Below are 13,725 nucleotides of genomic sequence, written 5' to 3' on the forward strand. Positions count from 1 at the left end.
TCCGCCCGCAGGACGCGAGCCGTTTCCCACCCATCCCAAACCCTTTTTATGTATCGGACCCACTCCCTCCCCAATAATATCTCGAATTCAAGTCTTCAAGATATGCCTCGATACTTGAATACCCGATAACCCCCTGATTCATCAAAAAATGTACTAAAAAGAGCTGATCTTATTCATGATCAGCTCTACTTGTGTCTTTCGATTTTTTTTCGGGTACTAAGTCAACGCCCCCTGGGTGGAGTGGGTGGCATTTTAGAATTCGTTTTATCGTTAAAAAGCCACCTTTTATCGCTCCAAATCGTTGAATGGCTTCTATTCCATACTGGGAACAAGAAGGATAGAAGCGACAGCTTGGAGGTGTCAAAGGAGATATTCCCTTTTGGTAAAATCGGATGAGAGATAAAAACACTTTTTTCATCGAATCATCTCTTATTCTGTGGTTTTATCATAATTTATTTCAGCTATAGCATCATGAAGGTGAATAGATTCTTCATTCTGACAAGCTACATAGAAGCTTTGTACAAATGGCATCTCATATAAATCAGCTGCTACTAGACGAACGATATCTTCCACAAATCTAGGGTTCTCATAAGCTTGTTCTGTAACTGCTTTCTCATCTGGACGCTTCAGAACTGGGTGGATTCGAGCGCTAGCATTTGACTCAGACGCTTCTAGAAGAGCTTCTTTCCAATCCATTTCTTGTTCATCAAAGTCATCTGTAAGTTTCACAGACATGGTGACTTGGCCTCTTTGGTTATGAGCAGAATATTCACTGATTTCCTTTGAACAAGGGCACAGGGTTGTAATAGTTCCTTTTAACGAAACATCTATATCATATCCTAATTCTTCATGATAGGTCACATTCATGGTCGCATCTGCGTGATTCATACCTGTTAAATCAGAAAATGGACCTTTTCTTTCAAAGAACCACGGGAAGGTAACTTCTACTGAAGCATCTTGCTGTTTCAGTCGTTCTGCTAATTCTTTAGTGAATTTCTTAAGTGTATAAATATCAATAGCAAATCCTTCATTATGATACTTATCAAGTTGTTCTGTGAAGCGACTCATATTAGTACCTTTACTTCCTTTGCCTATGCTGGAAGAAAAACGAAACGTTCCTATTGTAGTTTGTATTTCTGGTTTTTTTGTACTATGAATTCGAATAGGATGCTTTACATTTGTTATACCAACCGCATCTAAATCAAAAAGAAAATCTTTTTTAGAGTTTTGCAGGTCGGCCATATCATCTTTTTCAACGGGTTTCGTTCTTGGGCCTGGATCTACAGAGCCAAAAAGTTTATGACGATCTTCTTTAGAAGGTAGTTGTTTTTTAGCGTTAACGTCGGTCTTATTCATAGCGATGACTCCTTTCAAACTTCTCATCGAGACTAATTCAAAGTATACAGGATAAGAATGCATGGGTTCAATTTTAACACTTATAGAATGTGCTATTTCAATACATTTAGTATAGGTTTGAACATGACTGGTTATTCCAACCCTTTAAGCTATTATTATACCACGAGATTCGTCTCAACAACTCAAAAATCTCTCTAATTAGGTTCGGATTGTCCTACTTTATGCATAGAATAGTGACATCACCATAACAACAGGGAAGGTGGCATTTGATGATAGGAACTGCAGTATTTCAAAGTGATGTAAATGAATTTTTTGTGTATGAGGATATGGAGTTAGAGACATTTACATTAATAAAAGAAACGGGAACTTGGAAATGCTCGCTTGTGACAAAACGAATGGATTACATGATTCCTTGTTATTTTCTAGAAAGAGATATTGACTGGGACTATGGATACTAGAATCAATAAAGGATAAACGATTCCCTACTGTCTTTTAATCTTCGAAATATAATTAATAGCTAAAAAGAAGCCCGCTTGTCCAATGGAGGCAAGCGGGCTTCTTTATGAAAAAGGAAATGGTTTGTAATTCAGAACTCTTACATCCAAGTAATTTTGGGTTCTGTTTTATTTATAATCCGTTTTATGTTTGTTCGGTGTCGATATATGACAAATAATGTTAAAATACTTGTAACAATAATTAATCCTATTTCTTGAAGAATAATGGCGGCAATAACCGTAACAACACCAGTGACGATGGAAGAAAGAGATACATATTTTGTTACGTATAGCGTTATAAAGAATGTTGCTAGTATAATCAAGAATAATAGAGGAGAGACAGCGAGTATGATTCCGCCTGAAGTAGCGACGGCTTTCCCGCCTCTAAAATGAGCAAATATAGGATACATATGTCCAATTACTGCGACGATTCCGATAATAAGCAGATTGATATCACTATCAAAAATCCAGGGTAAACGTGCTGCCAATGTACCTTTTAAAATGTCAGCTACCGTTACGATTAACCCAGCTTTAACCCCAAGAACTCGAAAGGTATTCGTTCCGCCTAAATTTCCGCTACCATGCTCTCGAATGTCTGTCTTATAACCAATTTTACCTACTATGAGTCCAAAAGGGATAGAACCAATCAGGTAAGCTATGATTCCAAATAGTATATAATCCATAGTACAACTCCTTTTTCGGGCAATTTGCTTACTATATTTTATCAGAAAGACGTGAGAGAAAGAACAGCATTATTACTTTCTATAAAGACAAATTACAATACGTTATCGTTCTAAAGGAGAGAAAATATATTGCCTAGACTGGATGATCGTCAACATCAAACCAAAAAATCTAGTAAAACAATATGGATTGTAGTAACACTATCAGTATTGTTTTCCTTATCATCTATTATATTCTGGGTCATTTACCCGTTTCCTTCAGATGAAAGGATGCCATATTTTGAGCAAGACTATACACTCATTTATAAAGGGGATACATTAAGCTTGCATGGAATGTATGATGATCAGGCATACATTCCTTTCTCGTTTATAAAAGAAAACATTGATGAATCGATTCAATATGACAAGGATTCCTCTTCTGTTATCGTGACGACAAAGCAGGAAGTCTATCAGATGCCCAATGATTCATCCTCTTTTTACGTAAATAGTAACCCAGCTCAACTAAACTTCCCCGCTGTAAAGAAAGATAATGGTGCTATATATTTGGCTAGTGAATGGCTACAAGAGGTGTACCCTATTAAAATTAACTATGCTGAAGAGACGACTTCCATTATCATACACAAGAATGAGGAAGTGCTACAAAAAGGAATGGTAAATAATAAGGATACTGTTCGAATACGTTTGAAACCAACAGTTACATCACCCTATGTAGCTGAACTTACAATGGATAACAACGTAACCATTCAAGGTGAAGAAAATGGCTTTTATTTTGTAAGAACTAAAGAAGGTGTGGGAGGCTATGTAAAAAAATCTTCCATTTCCCTTTCTGGAACGGAGACAATTACAACAAAGACAAACAAGGTGAATAATCCATTTCAACCTAATATGGAGTGGCCAGTTAATATGACTTGGGATGGAATCTATCAAGCTAGTGCTAACCCGTCATCTCAACCTTCTCTACCCGGTGTCCAAGTGCTATCTCCAACATGGTTTGAGTTGGAAAATAAGCAAGGTGATATTAAAAACATAGCTTCTAAATCCTATGTTGAGGATGCTCATGACAAGGATTATCGAGTGTGGGCGATGTTTTCAAATGCATTTGATCCTGATTTAACAAAAGAGGTATTAGCTAATTTTGAGTCACGTCAACATATTATCAATCAATTGCTAGAGTATGCTAAGGTATATAACTTAGATGGATTTAACTTTGACTTTGAAAATGTTTACGAAGAGGATGGGGACAAGTTGACCCAACTTATGAGGGAATTTGTACCAAGGGCTCACGAGGCTGGATTAGTAGTTTCAATAGATATAACATTCTTATCCACTAGTGGTCAGTGGTCTAAGTTTTACGAACGAGCAAAGTTGGCTGAGGTTACTGATTATATAGTAGTTATGGCATATGATGAGCACTGGTCAGGTTCCTCTGACCCAGGAAGTGTTAGTAGTCTACCATGGGTGAGGAGAAACATGAATCGATTACTAGAACAAGTTCCACATGACCAATTGATATTAGGTATTCCAATGTACACTCGTTTATGGAAAATTGAAACACTAGAAAATGGAGACACAGAAGTTACCTCAAAAGCATTAACGATGGAACAAGCCAAGGAATGGATGAAAGAAAATGATGTGAAGCCTACTTATGATGAGGAAGCTGAGCAAGATTACGTAGAGTATTCTCCACCTGAAAAAGATTTAACATATAAAATGTGGTTAGAAAATGAAACGTCTATCAATAAACGAGCGCAATTAGTTCACCGTTACGAGCTAGCGGGAGTTGCTTCATGGACAAAATATTTCGCTGATGAGCAATCTTGGGAAACGCTTGAAGAATCCCTATCCCATCGTAAAGAAATTAAAAAGGAAGAGTAACACATCAATATGGGCAGGATACATGCAATTCTGCCCTTTTTCGTTTATCATAATGGAGAATACAAATTTGACCAGATTACTTGGTATTGTAATGGACGCAAGGAGGAAAAACATGATTGAATTTGAGAATGTAAGTAAAGTGTATCCCGAAGGCACAAAAGCTGTTAAAGATATGAGTTTCCATGTGGAAAAGGGAGAACTTCTTGCATTAATTGGACCAAGTGGATGTGGTAAAACAACATCCATGAAAATGATCAATCGCCTCATAGAACCTACCTCAGGTACAATTAAAATACATAATAAGGATATTAGGGAATATAAGATTTCTGAACTTCGATGGAATATAGGATATGTACTTCAACAAATTGCGCTATTTCCGCATATGACAATTGAAGAAAATATTGCAGTAGTACCTGAAATGAAAAAGTGGAAGAAACAAAAAGTAAGCCAACGGATTGATGAACTGATGAATATGGTAGGACTAGATCCTGAGACTTACAAAAAGCGTGTCCCTAGTGAGTTATCAGGTGGACAGCAACAGCGGGTAGGAGTAGTTAGAGCATTAGCTGCAGACCCAGATATTATTTTAATGGACGAGCCGTTTAGTTCATTGGATCCAATAAGCCGTGAACAGCTTCAGCAGGATATTCAGCAGCTTCAAAAAGAAATTCAAAAAACCATTGTGTTTGTTACTCATGATATTGATGAGGCCCTTTCGCTAGGTGATCGAGTATGTCTCATGAAAGAAGGAGAAATTGTCCAGCTTTCTACTCCTCAAGACTTAATTTTGAATCCAATTAATGACTTTGTTAAAAGCTTCGTTGGAGAGCGGAAGTCACCATGGCAAACAGCAGTAGATGTGATGGTAGATCAAAGTAAGGCACACATAATCCATGAAAATGATACTCCTCCTCCAAAGGGACTTTACATCATTGAAGATAATGAGCACCTTTATAAAGGTGCTATACAAGACGGTCAGCCTATAACATTGCCTACTCTCTCAAATGGTTTGCATTTACGTAATGCGACGGATGTGTTTGAAAAAAATAACACAACTCTACTTCCTGTAGTTAAGGGTGAAAGATTAATAGGAACACTTTCTTATCGTGACATTGTGATCTACCTCCAAGAACAAACGAAAATAGAAAACGGGGTGGTTCAACAATGAGTGAGTTCATTACAGTCTTACAAGAAAGACAAAGTACGTTATTACAGGCAATTTGGGAACATTTACAATTATCGATTATTGCTTTGTTAATAGCTATACTTATAGCTGTTCCACTTGGGTTATTGCTTACAAGAACACGTAAAGTAGCCGAACCCATTATAGGCTTTACTGCCGTTTTACAAACAATACCAAGCTTGGCGATATTAGCATTCTTAATTCCTTTTTTGGGGATAGGGACGAAACCAGCGGTAGTAGCGTTAATTGTTTACGCGTTACTTCCTATTCTTCGTAATACATATACTGGAGTAAAGGAAGTCGATCCCGCACTAAAAGAAGCGGCTACAGGTATGGGGATGAGCTCGTTCAGAAGACTTTCAAGAGTAGAGCTTCCACTAGCGATGCCTGTCATTATGGCTGGTATTCGAACTTCAATGGTATTAATTGTAGGAACAACAACGATTGCAGCTTTAATCGGAGCAGGAGGATTAGGTGAGTTAATCCTCCTGGGAATCGATAGAGGAGGTAACTTGAATCTTATTCTCTTAGGTGCCATACCTGCCGCGCTGCTTGCTATTATTTTAGATGTTATTTTACGATTAGTTGAAAGTACTTCTGCTAAATCCGGTTTCCGTTCGTTAGCCACTATCTTAATTGTGTCATTGTTAATCGTTACGACACCATTTGTCTTTAATCGGGAGCGCCAACCGGATTTAGTCGTTGGAGGTAAAATTGGTGCAGAGCCGGCTATTTTAATGAGCATGTACAAGCTCTTAATTGAAGATGAGACTGATCTATATGTTAAGACGGAACCAAACTTAGGAAAAACGGATTTTGTGTTTGAAGCATTAAAAACAGGGGATATTGATATTTATCCTGAATTCACTGGAACAGCCATTAATACGTTTTTAGGTGAACAAGCAAATAGTAATAATCCTCAAGAAGTTTATCAACAAGCAAAAAAAGGAATGAAAGAACAATACAACATGGCTTTTCTTCAACCAATGGAGTTTAACAATACGTATGCGGTTGCTACTACTCAAGAAATAGCAGACCAATATGGCTTAGAAACAATAGGTGACTTAAAATCCGTACAAGATGAGCTTGTCGCAGGTTTCACATTGGAGTTTAAGGATAGACAAGATGGTTATCAAGGAATGAAAGAAGTTTATAATCTTAATCTAAATATCGAAACGATGGAAGCAGGAGTTAGACAGCAAGCGATTAAGAATGGTGATGTTGATATTATAGATGCCTACGCCACAGAAGGTTATATGATTGAATACAACTTAAAAGTGTTGGATGATCCTAAGAATTTATTTCCTCCTTATCAGGGGGCACCATTATTACTTCAACAAACAGTAGATCAATATCCAGAATTAAAGGACATACTCAATCAACTTGGTGGGCAAATTACTAAACGACAAATGCAAGAAATGAATTATAAAGTAGACTCTGAAGGTCAGGAACCAATTACTGTTGCAAGAAACTATTTACGTGATAATGGATTTTTAGAATAAAGGAGTGTTTAGAATGGCGTTTGAAAATCCATCGAATGACCGAATAAAAGACATATTGGAAACGTCCAAAACCATTGCGGTAGTTGGACTTTCTGATAATCCTTCTAGAACTTCGTATCAAGTTTCTAAGGAAATGCAAAATGCAGGATATAATATCATTCCTGTTAACCCAACGATAGAAGAATCGTTAGGTGTGAAAGCAGTCAACTCATTAAAAGATATCAAAGGGCCAATCGATATCATTAATGTATTTCGTCGCTCTGAATACGTACCTGACATAGCCCGTGAAGCGGTTCAAACAGATGCCAAGGTATTTTGGGCGCAACAGGGAGTAATATCTGAAGAAGCGGCTGATATTTTACAAGAGCACGATTTCACAGTCTTAATGGACACATGCATTAAGGTAGCACATTCTGTTACAATAGGTAAGTAATGTAGAAAATCCCTGTTTTACAGGGATTTTCTTTTTGCATTAGTAAGATAAAAACTTTAATGAAGCAAAAAGATTAATACTGCCTTACTTTATCATTCATTTATCCATCAAGTAAGATAGCTAGTATGTATAAAAAAGTGCAAAATTTTGGTGTTTTAGAAAAAGATTGTTTGATTCGCTTAGGAAAAAAGCTAAAATAAGATAGAAAAGATGAATTACTTAAACGGTTCAATGTCGTTAGGCTCTTATTTACAAAATCGAACGTCCGTTCTATTATATAGTAAGAGCAACGAAAGGAGTACGTTAGATTGGTTAATGACAACACACAATACAATGATGATTCAATACAGGTGCTAGAAGGTCTTGAAGCAGTTCGTAAAAGACCAGGTATGTATATTGGAAGTACAGATCACAGAGGACTCCATCATCTAGTGCACGAGATTGTTGATAATGCAGTTGATGAGGCACTTGCTGGGTTCGGAAATCGAATAACCGTCACCATACATAAAGACCAAAGCGTATCTGTACGCGATGAAGGACGTGGTATGCCTACAGGGATGCACCGCCTAGGGAAGCCCACCCCTGAAGTCATACTTACCGTGCTACATGCTGGAGGTAAGTTTGGTCAAGGTGGATATAAAACAAGTGGTGGTTTGCATGGCGTTGGTGCATCTGTCGTAAATGCTTTATCAGAATGGCTTGAGGTAACCATCTATAGGGATGGTCAAATGTATTACCAACGCTTTGAAGACGGCGGAAAACCTGTAACGTCCTTAGAACAAAGAGGGGCTACAAGGAAGTCAGGTACACTTATTCAATTTAAGCCTGATTCAAGTGTATTATCGACCACCACTTTTCATTTTGATACTCTTTCTGAACGTCTTCGTGAAGCCGCATTTCTATTAAAAGGATTAGAAATCGTACTTGAGGATAAGCGGCATGATATGAAAGAAAGTTATCAGTATCCAGATGGACTTGAGTCCTTCGTTTCTTATCTGAACGAAGAGAAAGATACACTGCACCCTGTCGTGGCTTTCGAGGGAGAACATGATGAAATCAATGTTGATTTTGCTTTTCAATTTAATGATGGCTATGCAGAGAGCATGCTTTCTTTTGTGAATAATGTTCGTACAAAAGATGGAGGTACCCATGAATCAGGTGCTAGGTCAGCAATAACAAGAAGTTTTAATGACCACGCTCGAAAAACAGGATTGTTGAAGGAAAAAGATAAAAACCTAGAGGGTTCAGATATTCGTGAAGGGTTCACAGCGGTTATATCGGTTCGTGTACCAGAAGAAAAACTTCAGTTTGAAGGCCAAACGAAAAGTAAACTAGGGACTCCAGAGGCTCGATCTATTGTAGATTCCATTGTTTCCGAAAAATTATCTTACTTTTTAGAAGAAAACCCTGATGTAGCTTCAATGCTTATTAAAAAATCAATCAAAGCAAAAGAAGCACGGGAAGCAGCTCGCAAAGCTCGAGAAGATGCAAGATCAGGTAAGAAGAAAAAGCGAAAAGAAACGATGTTGAGCGGTAAGTTAACACCTGCCCAGTCTAAAAATGCTCAAAAAAATGAATTATACCTAGTAGAGGGAGATTCTGCTGGTGGATCTGCCAAACAAGGCCGAGATCGTCGCTTTCAAGCTATTCTTCCTCTTCGCGGTAAGGTAATCAATACAGAAAAAGCAAAACTGCAAGATATATTAAAGAATGAAGAAATCGGTACAATCATCCATACTATTGGAGCGGGAGTCGGTGCTGACTTTAATATAGATGATTGTCAGTATGATAAGATTGTTATTATGACAGATGCTGATACGGATGGGGCTCACATTCAAGTTTTGCTATTAACGTTTTTCTATCGATATATGCAAGATTTAATCCGAGCTGGAAAAGTTTACATTGCCTTACCACCGCTATATAAAGTTTCCAAAGGTAAAGGTAAAAAAGAGCAGACTCGTTATGCTTGGGAAGAAGATGAGATGAAAGAGATCCTAAAAGAATTTAAAAATGGATATAGTATTCAACGTTATAAAGGTTTAGGAGAAATGAACGCAGATCAATTATGGGAGACTACTATGTCACCTGAAACCCGCACTCTGATTCGAGTAACCATTGATGATTTAGCACAAGCCGAACGCCGTGTTACTACGCTAATGGGTGATAAAGTAGAACCGCGACGCAAATGGATAGAATCACACGTAGCATTTGGTTTAGAAGAACAAACAAATATTCTAGAAAATGATAAACTGCAGTCCTAGAGGGGGATCAACTTTTGGCTGAAACAGAAAAATATATGGATTTGCCATTAGAGGAAGTCTTAGGCGACCGTTTTGGGCGTTATAGTAAATATATTATACAAGACCGTGCTCTACCAGACGCAAGAGACGGATTAAAACCAGTTCAACGAAGAATCTTATATGCCATGCAGCATGAACGTAATACGCATGATAAGCCATATCGTAAGGCTGCTAAAACAGTAGGTACGGTTATTGGTAATTATCATCCACACGGAGATACATCCGTTTATGATGCGATGGTCCGTTTGAGTCAAGATTGGAAGGTACGTAATGCGTTAGTAGAAATGCATGGAAACAATGGTAGTGTCGATGGTGACCCTCCAGCAGCGATGCGTTATACAGAGGCACGCCTATCTAGTATTGCATCAGAATTACTTCGCGATATCGATAAAGAAACGGTTGATTTTATTCCAAACTTCGATGACACGATTGAGGAGCCGGTTGTATTACCTGCTAAGTTTCCAAATTTACTTGTGAATGGTTCAACTGGTATCTCCGCTGGTTATGCAACCGATATTCCACCTCATAATTTAAATGAAGTAATTGATGCTGTGATGATGAAGATTGATCGTCCAGAGGTAACCATCGATGAAATAATGTCTGTTATGAAAGGTCCTGATTTTCCAACTGGAGGTATTATTCAAGGTATTGATGGAATTAAACAAGCCTATGAGACTGGAAAAGGGAAAGTCATTGTAAGAGGACGCGCGGAGATTGAAGCACTGCGCGGGAATCGAGAACAAATCGTTATCGATGAAATACCATATGACGTGAATAAAGCGACACTTGTCAAAAAAATGGACGAACTTCGTCTTGATAAAAAAGTCGAAGGTATCGCGGAAGTCAGAGATGAAACAGATCGCACAGGATTACGTGTTGTAGTTGAACTTAAGAAAGATGCAGATAGCAAAGGGATTCTCAATTATCTTTATAAGAATACAGATTTACAAATAAGCTATCATTTTAATATGGTAGCCATTCATAATAAAACTCCAAAGTTATTAAATCTACAATCTGTTTTAGATTCTTATATTGCTCACCAAAAAGAAGTAGTCACTAGACAATCTCAATATGATTTACAAAAAGCTAAAGACCGTTCGCATATTCTAGAAGGTCTAATGAAAGCAATTTCTATATTAGATGAAGTTATCGCAACCATTCGGGCCTCACAAGATAAACAAGATGCTAAACAACAGTTGATTAAACAATACGAATTTACAGAAGCACAAGCAGAAGCAATTGTGAATCTACAATTATATCGCCTAACCAATACAGATATTACCTCTCTTCAGGAAGAAGCTGAAGAACTTAAGAAGCGAATCGCTGAGCTCGAGACTATTTTAAGCGATGAGAAAAAACTGCTCCGTGTCATTAAAAATGATTTGAAGAGCATGAAGAAAAAATACGCCACTAATCGAGTAACTGCGATTGAAGAAGAGGTGGAAGATCTTCAAATCAATCTCGAAGTCATGGTTGCAAGTGAAGATGTGCTAGTTTCTGTAACGAATGAAGGTTATATTAAGAGGACTAGTCTGAGGTCCTATGGGGCTTCTAATGGTGGAGATTTTGCCATGAAAGATGGCGACCACTTACTAGGACTTTTTGAGATTAATACAACAGATACATTACTGTTATTTACGAACAAGGGTAACTATTTGTTTATCCCTGTTCATCAATTGCCAGATATTAGGTGGAAAGATTTAGGTCAACATTTAGCAAATATTATCTCAATTGAGAAAGATGAACGAGTCATTAAAGCTGTTCCGATAAGGAATTTTAAAGAAGAGAAGTTCTTGTTATTTGTTACTCGTAATGGAATGATTAAGCGAAGTGAATTGTCACTCTACCAAGCTCAGAGATATTCTAAACCATTAGTTGCCATCAATCTAAAAGATGATGATGAAGTTGTAGACGTACATGTGACAGATGGTCATTATGAAGTATTTTTAGCTTCTAACAAAGGATATGGTCTTTGGTACCATGAAACGGAAGTAAAACCTATAGGCCAACGAGCAGCAGGTGTTAAAGCAATGCAGCTGAAAGAAGACGAGTATATTGTAAATGGTAAGGTGTTTAGTGATTTAACTAATCCATCCATTGTCTTAATCACTCAACGTGGTGCCGTAAAACGTATGAGGCTAAAGGAATTTGAACAAACGACAAGAGCAAAGCGCGGAGTCGTTATGTTACGTGAGTTAAAACGTAATCCACATCGTATAGTTGCCCTAGAGTTAGTGGACGATCGAGAAGCTCTTCAACTAAAAACAAGTAGTGGTGAAGTGAAAGAAATTGTTCCATACGAATTAAAAACAAGTGATCGTTATAGCAATGGCTCCTTTGTTATAGATGTAGACCGTACTGGAGAGGTAACAGATGTATGGAGAGAAGCGACCTATCAAAAAGTGTTTGAAGTTCAAGATACCGAAAATGGTTCCTCCAATTAAATAATAAATCAACCAAGCCGTCTGGATAAAAACCAGACGGCTTATTTTTGAATATATGGAGGGTTTTACGTTGTGAGAACATATACATATCAAAAAAATACTTAGTAGCAACTCCGAACAATATAAAAAAACTTAAAAACAAATAAATATTATTTGCAAATAAATAAAGATGTCAAACTTAAAATGGATATGGTGAAAAATTCCTTTATTTTTGAAACTGATTTGTGACTTTATCGTAAGGACATAAAAGGAAGGGGGAATAGTTATATGAAAAAATATTTAATTTTTATAGGGAGCTTTTTATTATTATATTACATTTATCAGTTTACTTCAGGATTGTTTTTATCTATAAATTATACGCCAGGGGCTTCTTCATCTACAATTTCTCCTCAAAAAGTAAGTTTTGGGGAGAAAAATATTAATTTTTATATCATGTTAGTGATTGCTAGTATTTCTTATTTGCTATCACAATTCATGAGAGGAAATAGAAGAGATAGTTAGTTAACCTTCATGGGGGAAGGAACTTTTATACAAACTTAACAAGGATTAATTAAAGGGAGATGAGAACTATGGATCCACAAAGAAAACCGCAGATTATGATTTTAGGTACTTTTCATATGAGACATACACCTGATTTATATAGAGTTGACGCAAGCGATGTGTTAGCACCAGAAAGACAAAAAGAAATACGTTTTATTATAGACAGAATAAAGGAGTTTAAGCCTACTAAAGTAGCTTTAGAAGTAATTAAGGAGGAGAATGATAGGCTGAATCATGAATATCAAAAGTATCTTAATGATAAGGCAAATTTAGAAATAAATGAAATTCATCAATTAGGGTTTAGGCTTGCTGAGGAAATGGGACATGAAGAGATCTATGCAGTTGATTGGATGGATACGGTTGGCAATCTGGGAATCGGACAAGTATATGAGTGGGCAAAAGAAAACCAACCCCAAATGTATAATGATATAACTCAAAAATATCCAATCCCAAACATAAATGAACTTAAAAGTAAAAGTATATATGAATACATAAGAGAATTAAATGAAAAGGAACAAGCATGGAAAAATCATCAACTGTATATGCAAGTTGCAAGGATAGGGGAAGGTACAAATTATATTGGTATAGACTGGGTTAGATGGTGGTACCAACGAAACCTTACAATCTATTCAAATCTTGCTAATATAACAGACACATTAACAGATCGAACAATAATGATAGTGGGTTACGCTCACCTTCATTTACTTTCGCAATTTCTAACTGAAAGTGGAGAGTTTGATGTTATTTCAGCACAAGAATACCTAACATAGGAGTTATTTATCCCATAGGCTTTGTTAGAGTTGTAGTTGATATAATAATGAAATAGTTTTATGTTCCTCCATAATAGTACCATAATCTTGAAGACTTGAATTCGAGATATATTAAGGGTGAGGTCCGATACTTTATGAGGGTTAGGGT

12 protein-coding genes are annotated in these 13,725 nt (G+C 36.9%); 9 read left to right on the forward strand and 3 right to left on the reverse strand.

The features are described from left to right. Positions 1 to 169: 169 nt before the first annotated feature. On the reverse strand, positions 170 to 418 hold the full coding sequence (yidD, locus tag N782_RS18915; protein WP_036824051.1) for a membrane protein insertion efficiency factor YidD: 249 nt from the start codon (positions 416 to 418) through the stop codon (positions 170 to 172). A gap of 11 nt (positions 419 to 429) precedes the next feature. Beyond that, complete coding sequence (folE2, locus tag N782_RS18920) at positions 430 to 1,356, reverse strand: GTP cyclohydrolase FolE2 (RefSeq protein ID WP_036824053.1); 927 nt, start codon at positions 1,354 to 1,356, stop codon at positions 430 to 432. Positions 1,357 to 1,625: 269 nt separating this feature from the next. Here folE2 and N782_RS18925 point away from each other — a divergent pair, with 269 nt between their 5' ends. After that, the gene (locus N782_RS18925; RefSeq protein ID WP_036824057.1) at positions 1,626 to 1,814 is read left to right on the forward strand and encodes a hypothetical protein; all 189 of its coding nucleotides are present in this window, start codon (positions 1,626 to 1,628) and stop codon (positions 1,812 to 1,814) included. 137 nt (positions 1,815 to 1,951) lie between these two features. Here N782_RS18925 and plsY read toward each other — a convergent pair whose 3' ends face one another. Further along, positions 1,952 to 2,533 carry a glycerol-3-phosphate 1-O-acyltransferase PlsY gene (gene plsY / locus N782_RS18930; RefSeq protein WP_036824059.1) on the reverse strand — a complete coding sequence of 194 codons (582 nt, stop codon included), beginning with the start codon at positions 2,531 to 2,533 and terminating at the stop codon, positions 1,952 to 1,954. A 129-nt stretch (positions 2,534 to 2,662) separates the two neighbouring features. Here plsY and N782_RS18935 point away from each other — a divergent pair, with 129 nt between their 5' ends. The 8 genes from N782_RS18935 (at position 2,663) to N782_RS18970 (ending at position 13,577) form a co-directional block, all read left to right on the forward strand. Continuing rightward, complete coding sequence (locus N782_RS18935; RefSeq protein ID WP_036824060.1) at positions 2,663 to 4,405, forward strand: glycosyl hydrolase family 18 protein; 1,743 nt, start codon at positions 2,663 to 2,665, stop codon at positions 4,403 to 4,405. Positions 4,406 to 4,517: 112 nt separating this feature from the next. Further along, positions 4,518 to 5,573: an ABC transporter ATP-binding protein gene (locus N782_RS18940; RefSeq protein WP_036824063.1), complete on the forward strand. Its 1,056-nt coding sequence runs from the start codon at positions 4,518 to 4,520 to the stop codon at positions 5,571 to 5,573. Further along, positions 5,570 to 7,090 (forward strand): ABC transporter permease/substrate-binding protein, encoded by a 1,521-nt coding sequence (locus N782_RS18945; protein ID WP_036824066.1) that lies wholly within the window; start codon positions 5,570 to 5,572, stop codon positions 7,088 to 7,090. The genes N782_RS18940 and N782_RS18945 overlap by 4 nt, the downstream gene beginning before the upstream one ends. Positions 7,091 to 7,103: 13 nt before the next feature. Continuing rightward, positions 7,104 to 7,523 carry a CoA-binding protein gene (locus N782_RS18950; protein WP_036824069.1) on the forward strand — a complete coding sequence of 140 codons (420 nt, stop codon included), beginning with the start codon at positions 7,104 to 7,106 and terminating at the stop codon, positions 7,521 to 7,523. A gap of 308 nt (positions 7,524 to 7,831) precedes the next feature. Further along, positions 7,832 to 9,784, forward strand: a complete 1,953-nt coding sequence (gene parE, locus N782_RS18955; protein ID WP_036824072.1) for a DNA topoisomerase IV subunit B — start codon at positions 7,832 to 7,834, stop codon at positions 9,782 to 9,784. Between the two features lie 14 nt (positions 9,785 to 9,798). Then, positions 9,799 to 12,267 (forward strand): DNA topoisomerase IV subunit A, encoded by a 2,469-nt coding sequence (gene parC, locus N782_RS18960; RefSeq protein ID WP_036824075.1) that lies wholly within the window; start codon positions 9,799 to 9,801, stop codon positions 12,265 to 12,267. Between the two features lie 267 nt (positions 12,268 to 12,534). Then, positions 12,535 to 12,768, forward strand: coding sequence for a hypothetical protein (locus tag N782_RS18965; RefSeq protein WP_036824078.1), 234 nt, complete (start codon positions 12,535 to 12,537; stop codon positions 12,766 to 12,768). 68 nt (positions 12,769 to 12,836) lie between these two features. Then, positions 12,837 to 13,577: a DUF5694 domain-containing protein gene (locus N782_RS18970; RefSeq protein WP_036824080.1), complete on the forward strand. Its 741-nt coding sequence runs from the start codon at positions 12,837 to 12,839 to the stop codon at positions 13,575 to 13,577. Positions 13,578 to 13,725: the final 148 nt, after the last annotated feature.

It is taken from the genome of Pontibacillus yanchengensis Y32 (assembly GCF_000770635.1).
Classification (GTDB): Bacteria; Bacillota; Bacilli; order Bacillales; family BH030062; genus Pontibacillus; species Pontibacillus yanchengensis.

Coding starts and splice junctions, on each gene's coding strand:
- plsY (WP_036824059.1), bottom strand. CDS start 2,533: ATGGATTATATACTATTTGGAATCATAGCTTACCTGATTGGTTCTATC.
- N782_RS18965 (WP_036824078.1), top strand. CDS start 12,535: ATGAAAAAATATTTAATTTTTATAGGGAGCTTTTTATTATTATATTAC.
- N782_RS18925 (WP_036824057.1), top strand. CDS start 1,626: ATGATAGGAACTGCAGTATTTCAAAGTGATGTAAATGAATTTTTTGTG.
- N782_RS18945 (WP_036824066.1), top strand. CDS start 5,570: ATGAGTGAGTTCATTACAGTCTTACAAGAAAGACAAAGTACGTTATTA.
- yidD (WP_036824051.1), bottom strand. CDS start 418: ATGAAAAAAGTGTTTTTATCTCTCATCCGATTTTACCAAAAGGGAATA.
- folE2 (WP_036824053.1), bottom strand. CDS start 1,356: ATGAATAAGACCGACGTTAACGCTAAAAAACAACTACCTTCTAAAGAA.
- N782_RS18950 (WP_036824069.1), top strand. CDS start 7,104: ATGGCGTTTGAAAATCCATCGAATGACCGAATAAAAGACATATTGGAA.
- N782_RS18970 (WP_036824080.1), top strand. CDS start 12,837: ATGGATCCACAAAGAAAACCGCAGATTATGATTTTAGGTACTTTTCAT.
- N782_RS18940 (WP_036824063.1), top strand. CDS start 4,518: ATGATTGAATTTGAGAATGTAAGTAAAGTGTATCCCGAAGGCACAAAA.